This is a genomic window from Clostridium sp. YIM B02500, assembly GCF_022324665.1.
GTDB classification, from domain to species: domain Bacteria; phylum Bacillota; class Clostridia; order Clostridiales; family Clostridiaceae; genus Clostridium; species Clostridium beijerinckii.
Map to the genome: position 1 here is coordinate 79518 of NZ_JAKGTE010000003.1, position 26148 is coordinate 105665.

At 29.9% G+C, this 26148-nt stretch carries 27 protein-coding genes; 24 read left to right on the top strand and 3 right to left on the bottom strand.

The annotated features are described in order from the left end of the window. The first annotated feature begins 23 nt into the window (after positions 1-23). From recG to L1S46_RS03040, 4 genes are all read left to right on the top strand, one after another. Positions 24-2057, top strand: a complete 2034-nt coding sequence (gene recG / locus L1S46_RS03025) for an ATP-dependent DNA helicase RecG (RefSeq protein ID WP_077854309.1) — start codon at positions 24-26, stop codon at positions 2055-2057. Positions 2058-2322: 265 nt separating this feature from the next. After that, on the top strand, positions 2323-2880 hold the full coding sequence (rsmD, locus tag L1S46_RS03030; RefSeq protein WP_011968498.1) for a 16S rRNA (guanine(966)-N(2))-methyltransferase RsmD: 558 nt from the start codon (positions 2323-2325) through the stop codon (positions 2878-2880). A gap of 3 nt (positions 2881-2883) precedes the next feature. Next, on the top strand, positions 2884-3363 hold the full coding sequence (gene coaD, locus L1S46_RS03035) for a pantetheine-phosphate adenylyltransferase (RefSeq protein ID WP_238899200.1): 480 nt from the start codon (positions 2884-2886) through the stop codon (positions 3361-3363). Between the two features lie 179 nt (positions 3364-3542). After that, on the top strand, positions 3543-4085 hold the full coding sequence (locus L1S46_RS03040; protein ID WP_011968500.1) for an ATPase: 543 nt from the start codon (positions 3543-3545) through the stop codon (positions 4083-4085). Here L1S46_RS03040 and ylbJ read toward each other — a convergent pair. Together ylbJ and L1S46_RS03050 are read right to left on the bottom strand one after the other, a co-directional pair. Beyond that, the gene (gene ylbJ / locus L1S46_RS03045; RefSeq protein ID WP_077305185.1) at positions 4065-5246 is read right to left on the bottom strand and encodes a sporulation integral membrane protein YlbJ; all 1182 of its coding nucleotides are present in this window, start codon (positions 5244-5246) and stop codon (positions 4065-4067) included. The two genes, L1S46_RS03040 and ylbJ, sit on opposite strands and share 21 nt — an antisense overlap. Before the next feature lie 52 nt (positions 5247-5298). Then, the gene (locus L1S46_RS03050) at positions 5299-6504 is read right to left on the bottom strand and encodes a nucleotidyltransferase (RefSeq protein ID WP_077305187.1); all 1206 of its coding nucleotides are present in this window, start codon (positions 6502-6504) and stop codon (positions 5299-5301) included. Between the two features lie 559 nt (positions 6505-7063). On the opposite strand from L1S46_RS03050, the gene pta reads away from it, so the two are divergent. From pta to L1S46_RS03150, 20 genes are all read left to right on the top strand, one after another. Then, positions 7064-8065, top strand: a complete 1002-nt coding sequence (gene pta, locus L1S46_RS03055; RefSeq protein WP_077305189.1) for a phosphate acetyltransferase — start codon at positions 7064-7066, stop codon at positions 8063-8065. A gap of 96 nt (positions 8066-8161) precedes the next feature. Beyond that, positions 8162-9364 (top strand): acetate kinase, encoded by a 1203-nt coding sequence (locus L1S46_RS03060; RefSeq protein ID WP_077305191.1) that lies wholly within the window; start codon positions 8162-8164, stop codon positions 9362-9364. A gap of 347 nt (positions 9365-9711) precedes the next feature. Further along, entirely contained in the window at positions 9712-10218 is a 507-nt protein-coding gene (locus L1S46_RS03065; protein ID WP_011968505.1) for a DUF177 domain-containing protein, read from the top strand. A gap of 3 nt (positions 10219-10221) precedes the next feature. Beyond that, the gene (gene rpmF, locus L1S46_RS03070; protein WP_011968506.1) at positions 10222-10404 is read left to right on the top strand and encodes a 50S ribosomal protein L32; all 183 of its coding nucleotides are present in this window, start codon (positions 10222-10224) and stop codon (positions 10402-10404) included. A gap of 246 nt (positions 10405-10650) precedes the next feature. Continuing rightward, entirely contained in the window at positions 10651-11652 is a 1002-nt protein-coding gene (gene plsX / locus L1S46_RS03075) for a phosphate acyltransferase PlsX (RefSeq protein ID WP_238899201.1), read from the top strand. Between the two features lie 80 nt (positions 11653-11732). Beyond that, entirely contained in the window at positions 11733-11963 is a 231-nt protein-coding gene (acpP, locus tag L1S46_RS03080; protein ID WP_009169140.1) for an acyl carrier protein, read from the top strand. Positions 11964-12237: 274 nt separating this feature from the next. Beyond that, on the top strand, positions 12238-12936 hold the full coding sequence (rnc, locus tag L1S46_RS03085) for a ribonuclease III (RefSeq protein ID WP_011968508.1): 699 nt from the start codon (positions 12238-12240) through the stop codon (positions 12934-12936). Then, entirely contained in the window at positions 12929-13960 is a 1032-nt protein-coding gene (locus L1S46_RS03090) for a radical SAM protein (protein WP_238858625.1), read from the top strand. Before rnc ends, L1S46_RS03090 begins: the two co-directional genes overlap by 8 nt. Before the next feature lie 191 nt (positions 13961-14151). Continuing rightward, positions 14152-14250 carry a hypothetical protein gene (locus tag L1S46_RS03095; protein WP_023973329.1) on the top strand — a complete coding sequence of 33 codons (99 nt, stop codon included), beginning with the start codon at positions 14152-14154 and terminating at the stop codon, positions 14248-14250. 11 nt (positions 14251-14261) lie between these two features. Next, positions 14262-17819: a chromosome segregation protein SMC gene (smc, locus tag L1S46_RS03100; protein WP_077305275.1), complete on the top strand. Its 3558-nt coding sequence runs from the start codon at positions 14262-14264 to the stop codon at positions 17817-17819. 138 nt (positions 17820-17957) lie between these two features. After that, a complete protein-coding gene (gene ftsY, locus L1S46_RS03105; RefSeq protein WP_023973327.1) occupies positions 17958-18866 on the top strand; it encodes a signal recognition particle-docking protein FtsY in 909 nt (302 codons plus the stop codon). A gap of 352 nt (positions 18867-19218) precedes the next feature. Beyond that, the gene (locus L1S46_RS03110) at positions 19219-19548 is read left to right on the top strand and encodes a putative DNA-binding protein (protein ID WP_065415735.1); all 330 of its coding nucleotides are present in this window, start codon (positions 19219-19221) and stop codon (positions 19546-19548) included. Positions 19549-19560: 12 nt separating this feature from the next. Continuing rightward, complete coding sequence (gene ffh / locus L1S46_RS03115; protein ID WP_238899202.1) at positions 19561-20913, top strand: signal recognition particle protein; 1353 nt, start codon at positions 19561-19563, stop codon at positions 20911-20913. A gap of 52 nt (positions 20914-20965) precedes the next feature. After that, positions 20966-21211: a 30S ribosomal protein S16 gene (gene rpsP, locus L1S46_RS03120; RefSeq protein ID WP_008424801.1), complete on the top strand. Its 246-nt coding sequence runs from the start codon at positions 20966-20968 to the stop codon at positions 21209-21211. A 48-nt stretch (positions 21212-21259) separates the two neighbouring features. Beyond that, complete coding sequence (locus L1S46_RS03125; protein WP_011968514.1) at positions 21260-21487, top strand: KH domain-containing protein; 228 nt, start codon at positions 21260-21262, stop codon at positions 21485-21487. 437 nt (positions 21488-21924) lie between these two features. Further along, positions 21925-22422 (top strand): ribosome maturation factor RimM, encoded by a 498-nt coding sequence (gene rimM, locus L1S46_RS03130; RefSeq protein WP_077305279.1) that lies wholly within the window; start codon positions 21925-21927, stop codon positions 22420-22422. Continuing rightward, positions 22412-23131: a tRNA (guanosine(37)-N1)-methyltransferase TrmD gene (gene trmD / locus L1S46_RS03135; RefSeq protein ID WP_238899203.1), complete on the top strand. Its 720-nt coding sequence runs from the start codon at positions 22412-22414 to the stop codon at positions 23129-23131. Before rimM ends, trmD begins: the two co-directional genes overlap by 11 nt. 116 nt (positions 23132-23247) lie before the next feature. Next, positions 23248-23598 carry a 50S ribosomal protein L19 gene (gene rplS, locus L1S46_RS03140; protein WP_011968517.1) on the top strand — a complete coding sequence of 117 codons (351 nt, stop codon included), beginning with the start codon at positions 23248-23250 and terminating at the stop codon, positions 23596-23598. Positions 23599-23815: 217 nt separating this feature from the next. Next, complete coding sequence (ylqF, locus tag L1S46_RS03145) at positions 23816-24679, top strand: ribosome biogenesis GTPase YlqF (protein WP_011968518.1); 864 nt, start codon at positions 23816-23818, stop codon at positions 24677-24679. Beyond that, positions 24666-25478 (top strand): ribonuclease HII, encoded by an 813-nt coding sequence (locus tag L1S46_RS03150; protein ID WP_077305283.1) that lies wholly within the window; start codon positions 24666-24668, stop codon positions 25476-25478. The genes ylqF and L1S46_RS03150 overlap by 14 nt, the downstream gene beginning before the upstream one ends. Positions 25479-25669: 191 nt before the next feature. Here the strand turns inward: L1S46_RS03150 and L1S46_RS03155 are convergent, their stop codons facing one another. After that, complete coding sequence (locus tag L1S46_RS03155; protein ID WP_011968520.1) at positions 25670-26041, bottom strand: YraN family protein; 372 nt, start codon at positions 26039-26041, stop codon at positions 25670-25672. Between the last annotated feature and the right edge of the window lie 107 nt (positions 26042-26148).

A 26148-nucleotide genomic window follows, 5' to 3' on the forward strand; every position in this document is an offset into this window, starting at 1 on the left:
GTTTAGGGAGGAAGAGAAGGGCTTTGGATATATATAGCAATATTTCAACATTAAAAGGAGTAGGCCCAAAGGCCACAGAAAAATTAAATAGATGTGGAATTTTTAATATACTAGATATTCTGTTATATTTTCCAAGAGATTATGAATTTGTAGATAGTAATGTGGAATTTGAAAATATTACAGGAGAAGACAAGCAGATTTTAAAGTGTAAAGTCATTAGATTTAGAAGCGATGTAAAAACTAAAACTGGTAAATTATTAACAACTGTAGAATTTGATTATAATGGACATAAAGTATCTGGAAAGTGGTTTAATCAAAGGTATATAAAAAACTCCTTTAAAATAGGAGAAATATATAATTTGATGGGTAAATTTAAAAGGGTAGGAAATACTTTAGAGGTGGTTAATCCTATGGTCACATGTGAAGAAGCTATTTCTAATGAGATCATACCTAAATATCCTTTAAAAGGTGATATAAGCAATAAGTTGTTTGAAAAATTAATTAATGAAATTTTGTCCAAGATGACAGTTAAGGAGAATTTACCACAAAATATATTAGATAAATATTCTCTAATTTCATTAAATGAAGCTATTAGAAGCGTCCATTTTCCTGATAATAAGGAAGTGCTGGAAAAGGCTATAATAAGGCTTAAATTTCAGGAATTATTTACATATTCACTAAAGTTATTACTTCTTAAACATAAAATTAAGAAAAACAAAAATGGTATACTTTTTCAGTGGGTAGATGAACTTAGCTTATTTAAAGAGAAGTTACCATTTCCTCTTACTAATGCTCAAACAAGAGTCATACGTGAAATATTGAGAGATCAAAAATCAAATTCATCAATGAATAGACTTATACAAGGAGATGTTGGTAGTGGAAAGACAATAATTGCACTTATAGCTATTTTTAATGTGATCAAAAATGATTACCAATGTGCATTTATGGCTCCAACAGAGATTCTTGCAAATCAACACTTTGAAGAAGCAAGGAAAGTTTATGATGAATTTAATATAGAAATCGAATTATTAACGGGAACAACTTCAGCAAAAGAAAAGCAGAGGATCAAAGAAAGAATTAGAACTAAAGAACCAATTTTAGTGATAGGAACTCATGCACTTTTCCAAGATGATGTGGAATTTGGAAAGTTAGGGCTTATAGTAACTGATGAGCAGCATAGGTTTGGTGTTGAGCAAAGGAGTAAACTTATAAACAAAGGAAAAAGGGCTGATTGCTTAGTTATGACGGCTACTCCGATTCCAAGAACATTGGCATTATACTTATATTCAGATCTTGATGTATCTATAATTGATGAGCTGCCACCTGGGAGAAAGAAAATAGATACTAGATTTTATGCTGATAATCAAAGAGATATAGCTTATGATTTGGCATATGATGAGATAAAAAAAGGTCGACAAGTATATATTGTATGCCCTCTTATTGAAGAGGATGAAAAAGAGGAGTTAAATTCAGTAGAAACTTTATATAATAAACTTACCAGTGGAATTTTTAAGGAATTAAAGGTTGAGATACTTCATGGAAAAATGAAAGGCTCTGAAAAAGATGAAATAATAAAAAGATTTAAGAATAATGAAGTTAATGTTCTAATATCAACAACTGTAATTGAAGTAGGCGTTAATGTTCCCAATGCATCCGTAATGATTGTTGAAAATGCAGAACGGTTTGGATTGTCGCAGTTACATCAATTAAGAGGAAGAGTTGGAAGAGGTCAGTATTCATCTTATTGTATATTAATAGCAAAGGCTAAAAGTAATGTGACTAAAAAAAGGATGCAGATAATGACAGAATGTAGTGATGGATTTCTAATATCAGAAAAAGATTTAGAACTCAGAGGTGCAGGAGAGATGTTTGGTAAGAAGCAAAGTGGTGATGAAGGCTTTGTACTTGCAAATCTTTATGATGATATGAAGATTTTAAGATGTGCTAAATTAGAGGCGAATAACATTTTACAAAACGAATTTGAGGTAAATAGGGAAATAATCAATGAACTTAGTAAAAATTTGGAAAAAAGTAGCAAATATATTTGCTTTAATTAATTTGAAATATTATGTATAGATATGTTAATATATAAAATATACACCTATAAAAAGAGCACGAAGTGCAATTAAGATCATTTTGCCTATAAAAAGAGCGCGAAGCGCAACCAAGATTGTTTCACTTTAAAAAGAGTGTGAAGCTTAATTGGGAACTTTTCACATATGAAAAGAGCACGGAGTGTGCAACTGAGTTTAGTTTTAAATTGTAAATTAAAAATCTAGAGAGTAGATTTTCTTATATGCTTATTTTAGGAGGAATAAAATTTTGAGAATAATAGCAGGAAGAGCAAGAGGACATAAATTAATACCTCCAGCTACAATGGAAACAAGGCCTACATTAGATAGAGTTAAAGAGGCTATGTTTAGTTCAGTTCAAATGTATATACCAGAGGCAGTAGTTGTAGACGTTTTTGCTGGGACAGGAAGCCTTGGATTAGAAGCGGCAAGCAGAGGGGCAAGTGAAGTTTATTTATTTGATAAAAGCTCTGTGACTTTTCCTTTATTAAAGGAAAATGTAGAAAGCCTTAAATTTCAAGATTTCTGTTTTCCTATGAATATAGATGCTTATGAAGGCTTAAAGAATCTTGCGAAGAAGGGAAAGAAATTTGACATAATATTTATTGATCCACCTTATTGCAAAGAAATGATTCCAGAAGCTATGAAAATTGTTAAGGACAATGAAATTTTAAAGAATGATGGAATAATAGTTACTAAAATAGATACTATTGAAGAGATTTATGAAGGGTATAAAGATATAAGATTAACAAAAAGTAAGAAGTATGGAAATACAACAGTATGTTATTACAAGCATGAGGAGAAGTAAACAATGAGAGTTGCAGTGTACCCTGGGAGCTTTGATCCTATAACAAATGGACATCTCGATATTATAAAAAGAGGAGCAAAGGTCTTTGATAAAGTAATAGTTGCAGTATTAGTTAATGTTGATAAGAAATATCTTTTTGAAAGCAGCGAAAGAGTTGAACTTATAAAAAGAGTGACAAGAGATATTGAGAATGTTGAAATACGAAGCTTTGATGGGCTTTTAGTTAATTTTCTAAAAGAATGTAAGACTAATATAATATTAAAGGGATTAAGAACAGCTTCTGATTTTGAGTATGAATTTCAAATGGCGTTTATTAATAGAGAATTAGATGATGATACCGAAACTGTATGTATGATGTCATCGGCTAAAAATATACATATTAGTTCCTCAACTGTTAAGCAGGTGGCAAGGTTTGGAGGAGATATTAGTGGACTTGTTCCCAATGAAATTATTTCAGATATAATGTCCAGAATAAATCTATAAACGGTGATTTTTTAAGGAAAAGTATTTTCATAATTAGAATGTGCTGTGTTTAAGCAGCCGCATTAACTTGAAATTAATGCTATGCTATTAATAATACTAAAAGCAATTAAAAATGCTAGATTAAGATTTGTTCCTGGTATTTTGAGCATTTATAGAATAAATATCTAAGGAGTGTTTTTATGGAAAAAATGGAGGTAAATATAATAGAGTTATTAGAGTATTTACAAGACTTGGTGGAAAATTCACCTAAAGTGCCAATGAGCGGTAAAGTTATGATAGATAAAAGAGAAGTTGTTGATGTAATAGATCAAATAATTAACTATATGCCTGACCAATTTAAAAAAGCTGAATGGGTTATGAACGAGAGAGAAAGAATCCTTAATGAAGCTAAAAAAGAGTATGATTCTGTTAGAAAAGAAACAATGACTATGATGAGACAGAATGTCGAAAATCACGATATAGTGAGGGAAGCCAAGGGGAGAGCACAAGAAATTATAGCCTCAGCACAGAGAGAGGCCAAGGCTATAAGATTAGGGTCTAGGGATTATTCTGATGAAATATTAACCCAATTAGATCAAGAATTAGAAGAACACAAAATAAAATTAATAAAAAGCCTTCAAGAAAGTTTTGAAGTAGTAGCTAAAGAGATAGATACAAATTTAACTGGTACATGCGATGTTATAAAAGAGAACATTAAAGAATTACGCGGTATGAAAAAATAATTTCAAGGTTCTATTAAATATACTTAATAAAAGTGTTAATAACAGTATAGTTAATGCAGGATATATATATACAAATAAACTTGAAGAATGGCTCATTTGTAAGTTTGATGTATAAATACTTGTAGGAAACACTTTGCATAACCCATAAGTTATAATAAAACTAACGATTCCTTGGATTACTTTTAAAAAAATATATCTGCTATAATTTATCTTAGTATCGCTTACGAAAGAACTTACTTGTGCGATTACAGCAAGACCAGAAAATGAAGTTAAAAAGCTTATTATACCAAGCTTTAAGGGGATAGAAATTTCTAGGGGAGAGATTATACTGCACCCATTAGTCATTTCAATGCTTCCTAAAAATATACTGTATAAAGTTTGGGAAGGCAGTTTTAAAATATTATCTAGCTGCCTAAATACAATATGAATATAAGGATTGTTTTTAACGAGAGATATAACAACTGAAAAAATTATTATGAAACCACCTATAGATAATGTGGTGTTTATTCCGTTTTGAACCGCATTTTTTACAGCATTACCGAAATTCATACTTTCATTTTTTGGACAAGGGAGAGAACTTAGAGTATTTAAGTTTCTCTTTTTTTTTGTCAAAAATCCCATTATGATTATTGATAAATTGCTTCCTAGAAGCAAGATATAACCTAAGGATACATTCCCTAATAAAGTTCCAGCAACAGATCCGATTAAAAAAAGGGGACCAACGTTAGACGCTATGTTTAAAAGTCTTTCGTATTCATTCCTATCTATATATTCCATCTTGTATAAATCTACACAATATTTAGCACCTAGTGGATAGCCACATAGTATACTTGCTACGATTGGAAAGGAACAATTTCTAGAAAGGCCTAATGGTTTGCAGATTAATGGCCCAAGAAATTTAGAATAAAGATTTATTCCATCGTAGTATATTAATAAATTACATATAACTACAAAAGGAAAGGTGGTTGGCAATATTGAGTTATACCATAATTTACAACCATCAATAGCTGCGACTATGCATTGGTTTATGTTTAAAACAAAAAGAACTATTAAGACGGATATAAATATACAAATGATAGTATTTTTTTTGATATTAAGTTGTTTGATTAAAATAAAGACTAAGCTAATAATAAGAAACCATAAGATAATAATATATATCATGAAATCACTCCAATCAATAATATTTATATTCTCATGGTTATGTAAAATATTACTATATTATAAAAGGCCCTTTTAAATAATCATCCATAGGACTTATTTTTGGATTTAGCAGTGAATATGCTTTTGTTCCTAAGATATCTATTTTTAGATGATCACATTGATTGTTTCTTGGCACTTTTGTTATTAAATTTATACTAGAATTAGTTTTTATACTCTTTAGAATTCTTTGCCCTATAGAATTAAAAGCAAGAACTCTTGCGTAAGGTGCGGGGCTCTTAGATAAGCTTAATAAATCAAAATTTTCAAGGTTCAAAAAGCTTTGCAAAAGAATTCTACTTATCCTCGTGTATGTATATCTTTTGCTTTTTGAATTCAATATTAATTCGTTAAGTGAATTGGATCTTACAATTTCTTTTAATATTTTATTATCTATGCCCTCTGATACATCTGGCAAATTTAAAAGAGATCTTTCGTTAGTGAGTAATTTATATTTTATATATTTAAAGGTATCTTCCTCAAAAATAAAAGGATAGTTAGAAGAAGATAAACTAAGCAGAATGTCATAGCTCGCCTTTGGCATAATATCAGCTAAATCATTTAAAGATTTCTCTTTTAGATGTTTTCTTATTGATGTAGCAGAAGCAAATGAAGCGCTTATGTTGACATCGTTATATAATGAACCTTCTCTTTTGATGGTTTTAGGAACTATTGCGCTATTTAAACGAATTAGAGATTTTATATATTCAATACCTAAGATATTATTAGAATTTGATATTGTATCTAATAATTTATTTGAGTTTAAATAATCTTTAAGTGCATTTGCTCGGCTCAAATGAAAAGGTAAGCCAGAGTCCAAATTATATTTTAAAAGTTTTTTATAATTTAAAGGCTCGGAAACTAAAACTTTGGCTATGTCTTCTAATATAGATACATTTCCTTCTTCGCTTCCAAAGTATAAGTGATCTATTACGCCTAACGAGTTAAGAAGAGATACGCTTCCGAAAGCAAAATGTTCAGCAGAAGAAATGGAATAAACTAGAGGTAGCTCTAGAACTAGATCAACACCATTTTTAATAGCCATTTCAGCTCTTTTCCATTTATCTATAATTGCTGGAATTCCTCTTTGCATAAAATTACCACTCATTACACAAACTATGCCATCTGCGTTTGTGTCGGATTTTGCTTTACTAAGGTGATATTCATGACCTTTATGAAATGGATTATATTCTGTAATTATTCCTGTAAGTATTAAAATCATCTCCTTTATAAAGCTAGTATAGCATATTATGGAATTTTATAATATTAGTTATTAAGGTTTAATATGTTGTGTATTTTTTGTAAAATGTCAATAAGATATTATAAAAATATTGTTAAAAAATATACTTTTTTAATATTACTCTATTAAAAAGTAGTTTAAAAAATATTCAGAACATTAAAAGAATGGTGAATTTTTAATTATTGCTTAATATTGACAAAAAAATAGCGTATGTATAACTAATTGAATGAATATACTATAGATTTTTAAGAAAAATTAAATGAAAATAATATGAAATAGACATGTATTTTTCATATATTAGGTCAATAATTTAAAACATTTGATAGCGTTTAATAATAAATTATAAAATAATTTTAAATAAAATTTAATTGTTAAAAATTATACTTTTCCTATATTGTTATTTTACAGGAGTATTGTCTGACAATTTAGATTATTTCAAATCTAAAGACTTCTATTTTATAGAGAATTTGTGTTGAAAAAAGCACTGATAAAGGAGTATATTAGTATTAGAGATAGGATATAGAGAGGAGATAAATAGATTATGGACCTTATGAAAAAAATATGGACTGCAGCACAATCAAATAAACAAAAAATTGTTCTTCCAGAGGGAAACGAGGAAAGAAATATAGCAGCTGCAGAAAAAATACAAAAATTAGGATTAGCTTACCCAATTTTAATAGGTAACAAAGAAGAAATAAATAATAAGGCAAAGGAATTAGATGTAAATTTATCGGGAATTGAGATTATTGATCCAAATGAATCAGATAAATTAGAAAAGTATATTGAAGCCTTCTATGAACTTAGAAAGACAAAAGGCGTTACAATGGAAAAGGCAGATAAAATAGTCAGAGATCCTCTATATTTTGGTACGATGATGGTTAAATTAGATGATGCAGATGGAATGGTATCAGGAGCAATTCACACAACTGGAGATTTATTAAGACCAGGATTACAAATTATAAAGACAGCACCAGGGGTATCTGTTGTTTCAAGCTTCTTTATAATGCAAGTTCCAGGATCATCTTATGGTGAAGAAGGAACATTAATATTCTCAGACTGTGCAGTTAACCCTAACCCTAACGAGGATCAATTAGCAGCAATTGCAATAGCTACTGCAGAAACAGCTAAGAATTTATGTAACATGGAACCTAAGGTGGCAATGTTATCATTCTCTACTATGGGAAGTGCTGATAATGAATTAGTTGATAAGGTTAGAAATGCTACTCAAAAAGCAAAAGAAATGAGACCTGACTTAGATATAGATGGTGAACTACAATTAGATGCAGCTATAGTTGCAAAAGTAGCAGCTCAAAAGGCACCAGAAAGTACTGTTGCTGGAAAAGCTAATGTTCTAGTATTCCCAGATTTACAAGCTGGAAATATAGGTTATAAATTAGTTCAAAGATTTGCAAATGCTGAAGCTATTGGACCTATCTGTCAAGGCTTTGCAAAACCAATCAATGACTTATCAAGAGGTTGTAGCTCAGATGATATTGTAAGTGTTGTCGCGCTTACAGCAGTTCAAGCTCAAACAAACAAATAGTAAGTATTATTTTTACAGATAATTTAAAGTAAGTTAGCTTATAGATTGTTAAAACAAAAATACAAAAGGTTTGAATGTTAAAAGGAGAGTAGAGTTATGAAAGTATTAGTTATAAATTGTGGTAGTTCTTCACTAAAATATCAACTTATTGATATGAGTAATGAAGAGTCTTTAGCTCAAGGACTTGTTGAAAGAATAGGAATTACTGGGTCAATATTGACTCAAAAAGTTGAAGGAAAAGATAAATATATAGTTGAAACACCATTAAAAGATCATCAAGATGCAATAGAACTTGTTTTAAAGTGTTTAGTTGATGAAAACCATGGTGTAATAAGTTCAATGGATGAGATATCAGCTGTTGGACATAGAGTTGTTCATGGTGGTGAAAAATACGCAACTTCAGTAGTAATTAATGAAGAAGTAATTAAGGCGCTTGATGAATTTACAAAATTAGCACCACTTCATAATCCTCCAAATATAATTGGAATAAATGCATGTAAGGCTCTTATGCCAAAAACTCCAATGGTAGCAGTATTTGATACAGCATTCCATCAAACTATGCCAGAAAAAGCATTTATGTATGCTCTTCCATATGAATTATATGAGGAAGATCATGTAAGAAGATATGGATTCCATGGTACATCTCATAAGTATGTAGCAGGTGAAATGGCAAAATGGATGAATAAAGACATAAGCGATTTAAAGATAGTAACTTGTCATATAGGTAATGGTGTAAGTATTACAGCTGTTGATGGTGGAAAATCTGTAGATACTACAATGGGATTCACTCCATTAGATGGTATTATAATGGGATCAAGATCTGGAAGTATAGATCCAGCAATAGTTACTTATTTAGTAAAAGAAAAAGGATATTCTATAGATGAAGTAAATGATATCTTAAATAAGAAATCAGGGGTTCTAGGTATATCAGGAATAGGAACAGATTTTAGAGATATTAGAAGTGCTGTGGAAAATGATAATGATCCTAGAGCATTACTTACAATGGATATATTCGGATATCAAGTTAAGAAGCAAATAGGTGCTTATGCTGCCGTAATGGGTGGTGTAGATGCAATTGTATTTACAGCAGGAATCGGAGAACATGCTCCAGAAATAAGATCAAGAGCTTTAACTAATATGGAATTCTTAGGAATAGAAGTAGATTTAGAAAAGAACGAAAGTCATAATATCGGAGATGGTATGGAAATTTCTAAAGAAACTTCAAAGGTAAAAGTAGTTGTAATACCTACAAACGAAGAATTAATGATTGCTAAAGAAACTTTAGAATTAGTTAAGTAAGGCATAATTGAAAAAATAGTGAGTTAACATGCTGATTGGTTTTTATTTATAATTTATCAGCATGTTTTTTCAATGGCTTTATACAATATATTTGGCTGTACTTACTTTATAGAAGAAAATATATACGTAAAGGAGAGCAGTTAGTATAGATACAAAAACATTTGTATCATGAGTTTGTTATTTTCTTTCATATTGAGAAATAGGAATTTATAATAAATTTCTTGACTTTTTAGCACGCAATTTATATAATTAGTTGTGTTTGTTTTATAAATATATGTGCTAAGGAGTGAAAGAGGAGATATTATATAGTTTACATTAGTTTTATTATATGATTATCCTGTGATTTTATGAAAGTACAAATTTCAGATATTATTTCAGGTAAAGATAGAAGCAAGAAAATTGACTATATATTTGATGCACCGCAATTTGATTTTGAAGGAGATATAATTAAACCAATAAAACCTTTTGAAGTTGTTGGGAATATCTTATCAGATGGTGATATATTAATATTGAATGCTAAAATCAAAACTGATTTAGAAATGATATGTTCAAGATGTTTAGATACCTTTATCTATCCAATAGATATTGATATAGAAGAAAGGTTTACAACTAATAGAGATAGTGGTGATGATGAAGCTATTGTTGTAATGGATGATGTTTTAGACATCACAGAAATTGTCGAAAGTAGCATAATTTCAACACTACCTATTAAAAGAGTTTGCAAGAACGACTGTAAAGGGCTTTGTCAAGAATGTGGATGTAACTTAAATCACAATTCATGTTCATGTCAAAAAGAAGATGTAGATATACGTTTTGAGGCCTTGAAAGGTTTGTTTGATAATAAGGAGGTGTAATGAATGGGTTGTCCAGCAAGAAAATCAGGAAAAGCTAAAGTAAAAGCAAGAAGAGCTCAAACTTTTAAAGCTAGTTTACCTGGCATAGTTGAATGTCCACAATGCCACGAAATGAAACTTGCTCATAGAGTATGTAAAAATTGTGGTTATTATAAAGGTAAGGAAGTTGTAGCTTCTGAAAAATAAAAGAAAGTCTTTATGACTTTCTTTTCTTATATAAAGAAATATATAGATATATATGTTGTACTATTAGATTTATACTTAAAACTTCTTAGCGAAATTTTCATGGTTCTGAGAAATAACGATGTTTCTACTTTGGGTTTACTATCACATAAGTATAAGTTAAATAATCTTTATCTAAAAAAGAAAATATTCTATTTATTAATTAAATTAATTTATTTATAATTAAAGTGGAAGAAGGGAGGTATTCAGATGAAAATAGCTATAGATGGCATGGGGGGAGATAATGCACCTGTAGCAGTAATAGACGGTGCTATTCAAGCTCTTAAGGCATATGACGATATCCAATTATATATTACAGGTCCAGAAGAGGTTCTAAATATAGAATTAGCTAAATATACTTATCCCAAGGAAAAAGTTATTGTGGTAGATGCAAAGGAAGTAATTTCACCTAATGAGCATCCTGTTATGGCTTTGCGAAAGAAGAAAAATTCAAGTATAGTTAAGGCTTTAAACCTAGTTAAGGAAGGTATTTGTGATGCTGTTGTATCAGGAGGCAGTACAGGTGCATTTTTAGCTGGGTGTACGTTGATAATAGGCAGAATTAAAGGAATAGAAAGGCCTGCTCTTGCACCTATAATGCCCGGGAGACGTGGAAAGTTTATGATAGTAGATGTTGGTGCTAATGTAGATTGCAAACCTTCATTTTTGGTGCAATTTGCAAAGATGGGAAAAATATATTATCAAAAGGTTTTCAACGTTAAAAATCCGACTATAGGACTTATAAATATTGGAGAAGAAGAAGAAAAAGGAAATGAACTTACAAAAGCTGCTTTTAAGCTTTTGAAGGAAGAAAGTTCCATAAACTTCAAAGGGAATATAGAGCCAAGAGAAATACCTGCTGGTGACACTAATATTTTAGTAAGTGATGGTTTTGTGGGGAATACAGCTTTGAAGATGTATGAAGGATCGGCTTCGAGTATATTAGGTATAATTAAAGATGAGGTGCTTAAATCGTCGATTATATCTAAAATAGGGGTGGTTCTGCTAAAACCTGTGCTAAAAAATATAATGAAAAAGTTTGATTATAAGGAATATGGTGGAGCTCCGTTCTTGGGGGTTGATGGGATTTGTATAAAAGCTCATGGCAGTTCTGATGCAAGAGCGTTTAAGAATTCCATTAAACAAACTAAAATTTTCTATGATAATAATGTATTAAAAGATATAAGAAATGAATTTTCTTCGGAAAATTAGTTAAAATATATTGAAACTAATATTGACGATTTAAACAATATATAATATTATCTAAATGTAGAACTTGGGAGGTGAAACAAATGTTTGAAAAGATCCAAGCAATTATTGCTGATAAATTAAGTATCGATGTAGAAAGCGTTGTTATGGAAGCATCATTTATTGAAGATTTAAATGCGGACTCATTAGATATAGTTGAGCTTATAATGGCTCTAGAAGATGAACTAGATATGGAAATACCTGACGAAGACGTTGAAAACTTCAAAACAGTTGGAGATGTTGTCAATTACGTAAAAGCTCATCACGAAGAATAAAATAATCCCGCATCTTGCGGGATTTTATATTTTACAAAGTGAGAACTAAATTTAAAATCATTTTAAAATAGATTTTAGTGAGAAATGTACTTTAGTAATATATTGGCGTACAAATGTTACTGTCTATGATAACGATGTTTTTAGTTGGAATTTAGGAAGAAAAATCATTATAGTAACTAAAATATCAAATTAATAGTTTATTCTTGAATTTGTTATGGGAAGTATATAGCAATAAGTTAGCAAGTTGAAGAATAAACTTCAAGGAGTGGAATACATGAATAGATATACACTTAAAGAAATAGAAGAAAATTTAGGGGTTTTTTTTAATAACCACACATTACTAAAAACAGCTCTTACTCATAGCTCTTTTGGAAATCAATTCAAGGATGCGGAGTATAATGAAAGGCTTGAATTTCTAGGAGACTCAGTATTGCAGCTTTGTATTACAGAATACCTTTTTAATAATTACAAACATAAAACAGAAGGTGAGCTGACAAAAATAAGAAGTTTGATAGTTTGTGAAAATTCTCTTTACGAAATTGCAAAAAAGATAAACTTAGGATCTTATATTAGAATGAGTAAAGGTGAAGAAATTACAGGCGGAAGAGAAAGGATTTCAATACAAGCAGATGCTGTTGAGGCAATCATTGCTGCTGTTTATTTAGACAAAGGCATTGGTTTTGTAAGAGATTTTATATTGCTTCATTTTGAAGAGATAATAAATAAAGCAATAAATAATGAAATTGTATTAGATTTCAAGACAAAGCTTCAAGAGCTTCTTCAAAAAGATGGAGAAGTAGTAATTCAATATGAGCTTACGAAATTTGAAGGACCACCTCACAGAAGAAAATTCTTTACAAATGTAGTAATAGATAAAAAATTAATGGGTGAAGGTTCAGGCTATAGTAAAAAAGAAGCAGAACAAAATGCGGCTAAACAGGCATTAGATATATTGGAAGGTAAGCATGAGTAAAAATTATTATATAATACCGATATTTGTACCTCATGAAGGATGTCCGCATAATTGCGTATTCTGTAATCAGGATAGAATAACAGGTGTTGATGATGAAGAGGTTACGGCGAGTTCGGTAATTGGCACAATAAATGATTATTTAGAAACTATAAAGAATAAAAATGCAACTATTGAAATTTCATTTTTTGGTGGTACATTCACAGGTATTAGAGAAGAAAAACAAAGAGAACTCCTAAAAGTGGCTAAGGAGTTTAAAGAAAAAGGTCTCATAGATAAAATAAGACTTTCTACAAGACCAGATTACATCAATGATTATATACTTACATATCTTAAAGAGTATGGAGTCGACATAATAGAACTTGGAGTTCAATCACTGGATGAAGAGGTATTAAAAAAAGCTGGTAGAGGACATAGTGTTCTGGATGTCATAAATGCATCTAAATTAATAAAAGAATATAAATTTATATTAGGTCATCAAATAATGCCGGGACTACCTGGAGATACTTTTGAAAGAGATATACAAACAACTAGAGAGTCAATTAAGATGAATCCAGATATTTGTAGAATATATCCGTCTTTAGTTATAAAAGATACTCCGATGGAAAGAATGTATATTAATAACGAGTACATTCCGTATTCTCTTGAAGATGCAGTTAACATAAGTAAGGCTATGTATGATATGTATAAGAAGCATAACATCAATGTAATAAGAATTGGTCTTCAGCCGACAGAAAGTATAAATGAAGGGAAAGATATAGTGGCAGGTCCTTTTCATCCATCATTTAGAGAATTAGTTGAGGGCAGTTTACTATCAGATATTATTTTAGAAAATATGACGGATGAAAAAAATGGAGTAATTTATATTAACTCAAAAGATGTAAGTAAGCTTTATGCTAATAAAAAATTATATTTTAACAGGCTTAAAGATAATGGTAAGATTGTTGATGTGAAACAAGATGATGATATTGAAAGAGGTCATATAAAACTTTGTTTGAAAAATAGAAAGTTAGAAATAGCATACTAGCGAGAGGAGACTCTCGCTTTTAAAATGTTAATTATGTTCATGAATCTAACTTAGGCATAATCAAAAAAATAACAAGTCCATCTGCCAATCCTGTTTTTGTCTTTCATATGCCTTAACATTTTCTTTTGTGTGAATTATTGATATTTAATAAGCTTTACTATAAACTAAATTATAATAAGGAGTTGTTTGATATGAAAAAAAAGACTAGAGAAAAAATGATAATTGCAATGACTATTTTTATTGTAGTAATCTTTATTGTAACATTATTACCTAGTATATTTTCTTTTTAAGGAGAGGACACATGTTTTTAAAATCTCTAGAAATACGAGGATTTAAATCTTTTGCTGATAAAACAGAATTAAAATTTAAACAAGGCGTTACAGCTGTTGTAGGACCTAACGGAAGTGGAAAGAGTAATATTTCGGATGCGGTAAGATGGGTGCTCGGAGAACAGAGTGTTAAGGTTCTAAGAGGCGGAAAAATGGAAGATGTAATATTTGCAGGAACGCAGTTTAGAAAGCCAGTGGGCCTTGCTCAGGTTTCACTAACCCTTGATAATAGTGATGAAAAGCTCGCGACAGAATATAACGAGGTAGTTGTATCAAGAAGAATATTTAGATCAGGAGAATCGGAATATTTAATAAATAATTCAAAGTGCAGGCTAAAAGACGTAATAAATCTTTTTATGGATACAGGAATTGGTAAGGAAGGTTACTCACTAATTGGACAAGGTAAGATTGAAGCTATATTAAGTGGTAAGCCGGAAGATAGAAGAAATCTCTTAGAGGAAGCTGCAGGTATTGTAAAGTTTAAAAATAGAAAAGAAGAAGCAGAGAAAAAGTTAAGCAATACAGATGAAAATTTAGTTAGAATAAATGATATTTTGTCAACTTACGAAGAGAGAATAGAACCCCTAAGGATTGAAAGAGAGAAAGCATTAGAATTTACTGACTTATCTAATAATTTGAAGAAAAAAGAAGTATCACTTATAGTACATACCATAGACAAAATGGAAGAAGAATTAAAAGGGTTCAATGAAGATTTGAATTTAAAAATTAAAGAAATTGAAGATAAGCGTAAAGAAATATCTAGTTATAAGTCACAACTTAAAGAACTAGAGATAAAAATAGAAAAGCTAGAAAAGAAGAATTTAGAAGAAAAAGAGAAATATTATAGCTTAAAAGAAACTGTTAGTGAAGATGAAAAAAGTATAGAACTTTATAAAGAAAGAATTAAGAGTTTTGAAGAAAAGATCAATAGGAATAATTATGAGCTGGATGATATTTTAGTTAAGGTAAATCAGCTTAATGAAAACAAGAAATTATTAGAAAGCGAATTGAGTGAAAGACTAAAGGAACAAAGATTAAGAGAAGAAGATATAGTAAATTTAGAAGAAAACAATATAAAAAGTTCTAAGGAACTTAAAAGTATAGATGAAGAAATAAAATCTCTAAGAGAAGGTGAATTTGAACTTTTAAGAAGTAACTCAGATATGAAGAATGAGATTACTATGCTAAATAAAGATCTCTCGCTAAGAGAAGAGAAAAAAGAAACCCTAAATTCTTCTATATCTTTTCTAGAAAATAATATTGTTATTAATTTAGCGACTTATAAAGACCTAACCAATGAAATTGAAAAGAATAAAGACAATATAAAATTGCTAAATATGCAAATAGTAGAGCATAAGAAAAAAATAGGTTCTCTATCAGCAAATTTAACTAAAAAAGAAAATGAACTTAGAGAATTAAGTGGGACTTTAACAAAACTTGATGCAAATAGATCAATGTTAGAAAACTTGGAAAAGCATTATGAGGGATATAACAGGTCAGTAAAATCTTTAATGGAATCAATTCATAGGGAAAGAATTACGGCTGCAAATGATACTAAAGTCTTAGGTGAAATTTTCACTGTAGGTAAAAAGTATGAAGTTGCTATAGAAATAGCTTTAGGTGCTGCGATTTCAAATGTTATAACAAAAAATGAAGAAATAGCAAAAGTTCTTATAGGATATTTGAAAAAAAATAGTCTAGGAAGAGCGACATTTTTACCTTTAAATATTATAAAAGGAAAGAAGTTAGAACTAGATAGAAGTATAACTGAAGCTAATGGATATATTGGGATTGCAAGTGACATAATATCTTATGATAAAGAGTATAAAAATATAATGGATTATTCTCTAGGAAGAACAATAATCTGCAGTGATATGGACTGCGCTCTTAATATCGCAAGAATCGGAAAATATAATTATAGAATCGTTACTTTGGATGGAGAAATCATAAATCCAGGGGGAGCGTTAACAGGTGGTAGCATAAAGGGGAAAAATTCAAATGTTCTAGGTAGAAAAAGAGAAATTGAAGAATTAGTATTAGGTATAAGCAATAAAAAAGAGAAATATGAGGAATTGAAAATACTAGTTCAAGATATCAAGAAAGAAATACAAGACCTAGATGAGGATATGCTGAATAAAAGGGATGAAGTTCATGAGAAAAATATTGAACTTACAAAAAAGGAAAGTGAGATTAAAGGGTTACAGTCTGATACGGATAAGTTAAAGAGAAATCTAGAAACTGCTAAAGAAGAAATAAAAAGAATAGCAGGTGAAAGAGAAGCTATATTAGAAAAGATTAGAGCTAAAGAATCTGAAGTTCAGGTGATTGAAAGTGAAAATACAGCTAACAAGAGCAAAAGTATAGAACTGGAACAGTTAATGAAAATCAAAGTTCAAGAAGTTAACGATAGCGATACTAAGCTTACAGAAATGAAAATCAGTAAGGCTAAGTTGGATGAGGCAATAGAAAATAAAAAGAATGAATTTTTAAGAATAGAAAAAGAAATTAAGGATTTAGAGATTAAAAATGAACTTTTAAATAATGAAAATGAGGAAAATAAAAAAAATATTGAAAGTTTAAATTTAGATATAAAGGCTAAGAATAAGAATATTGAAGAAAATAATATTAATATCAGCAATTTAGAAGTAAACTTTAAAGATGATGAGATATTAAAAGAAAAGTTAAAGCAAGAATTTAAAGAAAAAGATAATGTAATAAGCGGTATTTTGGATGAAGTAAGCTTAAAAGAAATGGAAGTTAATAAGCGAGAAGTAATTAAAGCTAAGAAAGAAAATGATAGGGAGCATGTTTATAAGAAACTTAATGAAGAGTTAGAATTAACTTATGCAGAGGCATTAGATAAATGTGAGCCAGTAGTTGATGAGGAAGCTTTGAAACAAGAAATTTTTGTTACTAAAGGAAAGATAACAAAACTTGGAGTAGTAAATTTAGCAGCAATAGAAGAGTACGAAGAAATTAAAGAAAAGTATGAGTTTATGTCTACTCAGGCAGAGGATTTAGAAAATGCCAAAAGGGAATTAAATGCCGTTATTGAAGAAATGACTAATGAAATGAAAAGTTTATTTAAAGAAAACTTCAAAATATTGAATTATAATTTTGATAAAACTTTTAAAGATTTGTTTAAAGGTGGAAGCGCTGAGCTTATTTTAGGTGAAGGTGATGAGCTTACAGCCAATATTGACATAAATGTAGAGCCGCCAGGAAAAAAACTTCAAAATATTAATCTGATGTCTGGTGGAGAGAAGGTTCTATCTGCAATAGCTTTACTTTTTGCAATTTTAAAGATGAAACCAACGCCTTTCTGTATATTGGATGAAATAGAAGCGGCTTTAGATGATGCAAATGTATATAGGTATGCAGAGTTCCTAAAAATGTTTTCTAAAAATACTCAATTTATAATTATAACTCATAGAAAGGGAACTATGGAGGTAAGTGATATTATATATGGAGTAACAATGGAAGAAAAAGGTGTATCAAAGGTAGTTTCAGTAGACTTTTCCGATAGCTAGCATCCGTAAACCTCCTACTTTTAGTGAGAGGTAACGGCTGCAAGCTTCTGGATTAGTTAGACTAAGATTTAAGATGAGATGACTTATCTTAAATCAAGTTTCACTTGAGCAGAAAATTTTAATTAGGAGGAAATGAATTTGTTTGGAAATTTATTTAATAAACTAAAAGAGGGATTAGCAAAGACAAGAGATGGACTAACAGATAAGATAAATGAGGCCTTAAATTTGGCAGTAACTATAGATGAGGATTTATATGAGGAATTAGAAGAAATATTAATCATGTCTGATATCGGTATGGACACAACAGTAGATATTATAGAAAGATTAAGGGGTAAAATCAGAAAAGAAAAAATAAACGATCCTCAAGAAGTAAAACCGGCATTAAAGGAAGTAATTAGAGATATATTACTTGAAGGTACATATGAAGATGACGAAAAAGAAAAGAAAGTAATGCTTATAATTGGGGTAAATGGTGTTGGTAAAACTACATCTATAGGAAAACTTGCAGCAAAGAATAAACAAGAAGGAAAAAAAGTATTACTGGCTGCAGCTGATACATTTAGAGCTGCTGCTATTGATCAGCTTGAAGTATGGAGCTCTAGAGCCGAAGTTGATATAGTTAAACATCAGGAAGGATCGGATCCGGCTGCGGTTGTTTTCGATGCGATAGAAGCGTCAAAGGCTAGAAATGTTGATCTATTAATATGTGATACGGCTGGAAGGCTTCATAATAAGAAGAACTTAATGAATGAGCTTGAAAAGATAAACAGAATAATTGATAGGGAATTGCAAGGCTATAGAAAAGAAACGTTACTAGTTTTAGATGCAACAACAGGTCAAAATGCTGTTATTCAAGCAAAGCAGTTCATGGAAGCTTGTCCGATAGACGGAATAATATTAACTAAATTAGATGGAACAGCAAAAGGTGGTGTTGTTTTATCTATAAAGCAAGGCTTAAATATTCCTGTTAGATACATAGGAGTTGGGGAAGGTATTGATGATCTTCAAAAATTTGATGCAGAAGGATTTGCTGAAGCATTAATATAGGGTTAGCTAAGAAATAATAGGCCAGTATGTTTGGCCTATTATTTTCTTTCATGTGCCTTAAATATATTTCTATAAACACATTTTTAAAGGTACATAGATTTATATAAAAATAGTTTCAAAGATTCATATTTTTAAATATACATATGAAAATATGTAAATATTTATTGGAAACATCAGGGGTTCAAGGTTTTTGATTATGAATATACAAAATATAAGCAGTTTAAAAATCATTAATTGCATTAAAAAACTTGAGATATAGAGCCCAGGGATAAAAAAATAAAAGTGTTAAGTAAAAATACTTGACACTTTGAAATAATCCTGTTAAAATCTTTTTTGTGGGTAAGGTGATTAAATGGAAGATAGAGTTGAGATTTCGTTACTTATGGATTTTTATGGTCCGTTATTAACAGAAAAGCAAAGTGAAATTATGCAGTGGTATTATAATGATGATTTATCGTTAGCTGAAATAGCTGAGCTTAATCAAACGAGTCGTCAGGCTATTCATGATTTAATCAAAAGATGTTATAAACAACTTCTCTCCTATGAACGTAAACTTAACTTACTTCAAAAGAGTATAAATAGAAAAAAGGAAATTATGAATTTTTTAGAACACTTAAAAAATAAATATTCCATTGATGATGAGGATATTATAAAATATAAAGAAAAGCTAGAAAATTTATAAGGAGGAGTAAACATGGCTTTCGAAGGATTAGGTGAAAAATTACAGGAGACTTTTAGAAAATTAAAAGGTAAAGGAAAGTTGACTGAAAAAGATATAAAAGAAGCCATGAGAGAAGTAAAGCTTGCCTTACTAGAAGCAGATGTTAACTATAAAGTTGTTAAACAATTTATTTCTTCTGTTAGTTCTAAATGTGTTGGAAGTGAAGTTCTTGAAAGTCTAACACCAGGACAACATGTAATAAAGATAGTTAATGAAGAACTTACTAATCTTATGGGTGGAACTGAAAGTAAACTTAATTATAGTAGTTCAGGACTTACAGTTATAATGTTAGTTGGATTACAAGGAGCAGGTAAAACTACTATGTGTGGTAAACTTGCGCTAAACCTTAGAAAAAATAATAAAAAGCCATTATTAGTAGCTTGCGATATTTATAGACCAGCAGCTATAAAGCAATTAGAAGTTGTAGGAAAACAAATCGAAATTCCAGTATTTTCGATGGGAGATAAAGTAAGCCCTGTTGAAATTGCAAAGAATGCAATCACTCATGCAAAAGATAATGGGAATAATGTAGTTATCATAGATACTGCAGGTAGACTTCACGTTGATGAAGAATTAATGCAGGAACTAAAAAATATAAAAGATAATGTAAACCCGTCAGAAATATTATTAGTTGTTGATGCTATGACAGGTCAAGATGCTGTCAATGTTGCAGAAAACTTTAATAATGATTTAGATTTAAGTGGAGTTATTTTAACAAAACTAGATGGTGATACTAGAGGTGGAGCTGCACTGTCAATTAAGACTATAATTGATAAGCCAATCAAATATGCCGGTGTTGGCGAAAAAATGAATGATTTTGAAGTGTTCCATCCTGATAGAATGGCATCAAGAATTTTAGGAATGGGTGATGTATTATCGCTTATTGAAAAAGCTCAGGAAGCCATTGATGAAAAGGAAGCAGCTGATTTAGGTAAGAGAATGTTAAATCAAGAATTTAACTTTGAGGATTATCTAATGGCAATGGAACAGATGAAAAAACTTGGACCTTTAAATAAGATTATGGAAATGATACCTGGCTTAAATTCAAAGGAACTTCAAGGAGTTGACTTTGATAAGGGGACTGAGGCTCTTGATAAGACTAAGGCGATTATTCAATCAATGACATTAAAAGAAAGAAGAAATCCAAGTCTTATACTAAAATCTCCATCAAGAAAAAGCAGAATAGCTAAAGGATCAGGTACTAATATACAAGAAGTTAACAAACTCATGAAGGGCTATGAAATGATGAAAAAGAACATGAAGCAAATGAAGTCATTCCAGAAGCAGGCAAAGAAAGGCGGCCTATTTGGCAAGTTACCTTTCTAAGCATTAGAGTTAAAATATATATTTATTATCCTTTAAAGGAGGTGAAATTAAAATGGCAGTAAAAATCAGATTAAGAAGAATGGGTGCTAAGAAAGCTCCTTTCTATAGAATAATTGTTGCAGATTCAAGAGCACCAAGAGATGGTAAGTTCATCGATGAAATTGGATACTATAATCCATTAACTGAACCAGTTGAAGTTAAAATCAACGAAGAAAAAGCTAATGAATGGTTATCTAATGGAGCACAACCAACAGAAGTAGTTAAGAGACTTTTCAATAATGCAGGTCTTACTAAGTAATTTTTGGAGGTGAATTCTGCAGTTAGTACATACTAATTGTAGGCGTTTATGAAGGAATTAGTTGAATTTATGGCTAAATCCCTTGTTGATAACCCAGATGCAGTTACTGTTAATGAGGTAGATGGAGAACAATCCATAATACTTGAATTAAAAGTTGCACCAGAAGATATGGGTAAGATTATAGGTAAGCAAGGAAGAATTGCGAAAGCTATAAGAACAGTTATAAAAGCTGCAGCAGTTAAACAGAATAAACGAGTTATAGTAGAAATCATCTAAAAATTGAGAGTTAGGGAAACCTAACTCTTTTTAAATATACACATTAGAAAAAAGCGCGTTAGCGCAACCAAGATCATTTGCTGTAAAAAAAGCGCGTAAGCGCAATTGAGAACATTTTGCCTATAAAAATGCGCTTCAGCACAATTAATATTAATTCGTATATGAAAAAGCGCACGTATATGAGAAGAGTGCGATTAACAATTCGGAACTTGTTAAGTGAAACTAAGATCATATAGGCAATCTAATATCTTTAACAATGAGTTCAAAGAAAAAGTATATAATAATTTATATAGGGCATAATCAAAAAAATAATGGATTTCAGTATAAGATACTATTAAAAATAACAACAAGTCAGTATGCTGGTCTATCTTTCGTCATACGCGTTCTAAGTTATTTTATGCCATTATTCTTCTTATGCTTAAAATGAGGTGAAAAGAGTGGGAAATTTATTTAAAATTGGTCAGATTATAAATACACATGGAATTAAAGGCGAAGTTAAAGTCTATCCTCTAACAGAAGATGTGAATAAATTTAAACGTCTAGAAACTGTTTTAGTAGGTGGAGAGGAAAAGAAAATATTAGGAGTTAAATTTCAAAAAGATAGAGTGATACTAAAAATTGAAGGTATAGACTCTATGAATGATGCTGAAACTTATAAACAAAAATATATTGAAATACCACGCGAAAATGAGCCGGAACTTCCACCTGACACATATTATGTTTCTGATTTAAAAGAATGTACTGTATATGATACTAATGAAAAAGAAATTGGAAGAATTTTCGATGTAATAAGTACTCCTAACAATGATGTATATTGGATTAAGGAACCTAAGGAACTATTAATACCAGTTCTTAGAGATATAGTTCTAGATATAGATATAGACTTGAAAAAAATCATTATTAAGCCAGTAGGTGAATGGCAAGATGAAGATTAGCATATTAACATTATTTCCAGAAATGTTTTCTATTTTCGATCATAGTATAATAGGAAGAGCAAGAGAAAACAACATAGTAGATTTAGAAACGCTAAACATAAGAGATTATACGTTAAATAAACATAAAAAAGTTGATGATTATCCTTATGGCGGCGGTGTTGGAATGGTTATGGCGCCTCAGCCTATAGTTGATACTATAAGGGATGCAAAGTTAAGTAATAAGGGTAAGGTTGTTTTCTTAGGGCCGAGAGGAAAAACTTTTAACCAAGAGATTGCTAAAGAGCTTTCTAAGGAAGAAGGACTTATATTTTTATGTGGACATTATGAAGGAATAGATGAAAGAGTTTATAAGCATATAGATATGGAAATCTCACTTGGAGATTTCGTGCTGACTGGTGGAGAGATGGCTGCAATTCCGATCATTGATTGTATATTAAGATTAATTCCAGGTGTTTTGGGAAAAGAAGAGAGTTTTATGGAAGAGTCATTTTATAATGGACTTTTAGAATATCCCCAGTACACTAGACCAGAAGAGTTTGAAGGAGATAAGGTGCCTGAAATTCTGTTATCTGGGCATCATGAAAATATAAGAAAATGGAGAAGACTTAAGTCTCTTGAGGTAACAAAGAAGATTAGACCTGATTTATATAAGAAAATTACATTAACCAAAGAAGATATTAAAATATTAAAAAATAAAAATAATAAATAATTTTTGTTGAAATATAAAACATTATGTGATAATATTAAATTTGTGCTAGTACGGGCGTTCCGCTGTCATACATATGTGTTAAGAACGTCAAATTATCGTTAAGGAGGGAATGCACAATGAACGAAATAATAAGAGCTATAGAAGCTGAACAAATCAGAACTGACTTACCTAAATTTGCTATCGGGGATACTATAAAGGTATACGTTAAGATTCAAGAAGGTAACAAAGAAAGAGTTCAAATGTTCGAAGGTACTGTTATCAAAAAACAAAATGGTGGTTTAAGAGAAACTTTCACTGTAAGAAGAGTTGCTTACGGAACTGGAGTTGAAAGAACATTCCCAATGAATGCACCAATCATCGACAAAATTGAAATCGCTAGAAAAGGTAAAGTTAGAAGAGCTAAACTTTACTACTTAAGAGATAGAGTTGGTAAGTCTGCTAAAGTTAAAGAATTATTAACTAGATAGTATTTAAAAAGGGGACTGTTTCAGTCCTTTTTTTTATTATATGAGAAAATTAATATTAATATGTGATTAATGTACAGTGTATAATTAAGGATGGAAAATTCAAGGAGTTTTCTAATAATAAAAGTCTAAGTGATTTTATTATGATTTGCTACAGGGTGCCTTAAATGGTATGAAATGTGCATTGTGAACTGAAAAATAAATTTAAGGAGGAATTCATATGGCAATTAATTGGTTTCCGGGACATATGAAAAAAACCCAAAGAGAAATTAAAGAAAACTTGAAATTAGTAGATGCTGTAATTGAAATAAGAGATGCTAGAATTCCAAGGAGTTCTGCAAATCCTGATATTGAAAAATTGTTAGAGGGAAAACCAAGAATTATACTTTTAAATAAGAGTGATTTAACCGATGGCAAAGTTACAAAAGAGTGGATAAATTATTTAACCAAAGATGATGTTAAAGTATTAGAGGTTAATTGTTTAAAAGGTGATGGACTTAAGAATATAAAGCCTACATTATTAGCATTACTTAAGGAAAAGCATGATAGATTAAAGGCAAAAGGTATGGTTAATATAACAATGAGAGTAATGGTTGTTGGAATACCTAACGTAGGAAAATCTACATTTATCAATAAAATGGCGAGAAATAATATAGCTAAAACAGGTGATAGGCCAGGAGTTACTAAGAGCAAACAATGGATTAAAACAGGAATTGGGATTGAAATGCTAGATACCCCAGGAGTGTTATGGCCTAGATTTGAAGATGATGAAACAGCTTTGAATTTAGCTTTTACTGGTGCTATAAAAGATGAAATAATGGATATAGAAGAATTAGCTTTGAAACTTGTTGAAAAATTACAAAGTAATTATGAAGAGAAATTAAAAGAAAGATATAAACTTAAAGAAGTTTTTGAAAATCCATTAGATACATTAGATGCTATAGGCAAAAAAAGAGGTACTTTAATTTCTGGAGGACAAATTGACTATAATAGAATAGCTGTTATACTACTTGACGAATTCAGGGGAGGAAAAATGGGAAATATCACATTGGAGCGCCCAGCAGAAGAAAATGATACAGTTTAATGAAGATATAAGATCACTATCATTTGCGGAAATTAAGGAAGAAATACATAAGTTATCTATAGTTGATTTATATAGAAATGATGAACATACAAAACTTATAAACTGGCTAGAAGAAGATAAAAGGAAAAATGTATTATCACTTAAGGAAAAGATTGAGAAAGATTTAGAATCATATTTAAATGAAGTTAAAAGAGTCAAAACAATGTATGAGTTTGATAAATCATTTGGAAGTTATCGATATATAGCTGGTGTAGATGAAGTTGGTAGAGGACCTCTTGCAGGTCCAATCGTAGCTTGTAGTGTTATTCTTGATTTAAATGTTTTAGAAAAAGATTTAATCTTATATATAAATGATTCAAAAAAAGTAAAAGAACATAAAAGGGAAGAACTTTCTGAAATTATAAAAGAAAAGGCATTAAGTTATCAAATAGCAGTTTCTTCTAATAAAGAAATTGATGAAAAAGGAATAGCCTTTGCAAATAATAAAGTGTTTTTAGAAAGTTGTAATGCACTTAGTATAAAACCAGATTTAGTATTATCTGATGGATATTTAATTAAGAACATTGGTATAGAGAATAAATCTGTCATAAAGGGTGATACAAAAAGTGCTAGTATTGCTGCTGCGTCAATTGTGGCAAAAGTGTATAGAGATAAGCTTATGAAAGAGTGTGCTAAGAAATATCCTCATTATGACTTTGAAAATAATGTCGGATATGGCACATCAAAACATATAGAAGCTCTAAAAAAATACGGAAAAAGCGACATTCATAGAAATAGTTTTTTAACAAAATTATTGTAATTAAGTTTTGGTCAAATGAAATTTATATGAATGGTATTTATGTGTTTAAGATAAAGAAGTTGATTTGAAGTCTATAAGAATATTAAAATAAATAATATTCTTATAGATTTTTTTTATTTTATATGCTGTAGCAATAATCCTACATTAAGGGGATACAAAAAGGGTTAGAAAAACTCAGGTGAGTTAAGTAATTAGTTGAGTCTAAAGGCATCTTTTATGTGGTTTATTTTAAAATTTGTACTCTCTAAATTTAGATAAACTTCAATGACATCAAATCTAACATTAATATTAGGTAATCTTTTATAATTAATATAAGAATTAGCCACTTTTATTATGGATCTTTGTTTTGAAAAATTAACAGATTCTCTTGGCAATCCATAATTATTATTATATCTACTCTTAACTTCCACAATAATTAGTAAAGTATTCTTTTTGCATATAATATCAATTTCGCCTAAAAAGTTTTTGAAATTACAATCTAAAATACTATAATCATTCTTTTCTAAATATTTCTTGGCTAAATCTTCGCTAAAACTACCTATATCTTTATTTATTTTTTTCACTATATCACTTCCAATTTTATTTACTGAAACATATTAAAAATTATTAACTGTATTGCTATTATATCTTTGAATTATTAACAATTAAAAAATAAATATAACAAATGTAT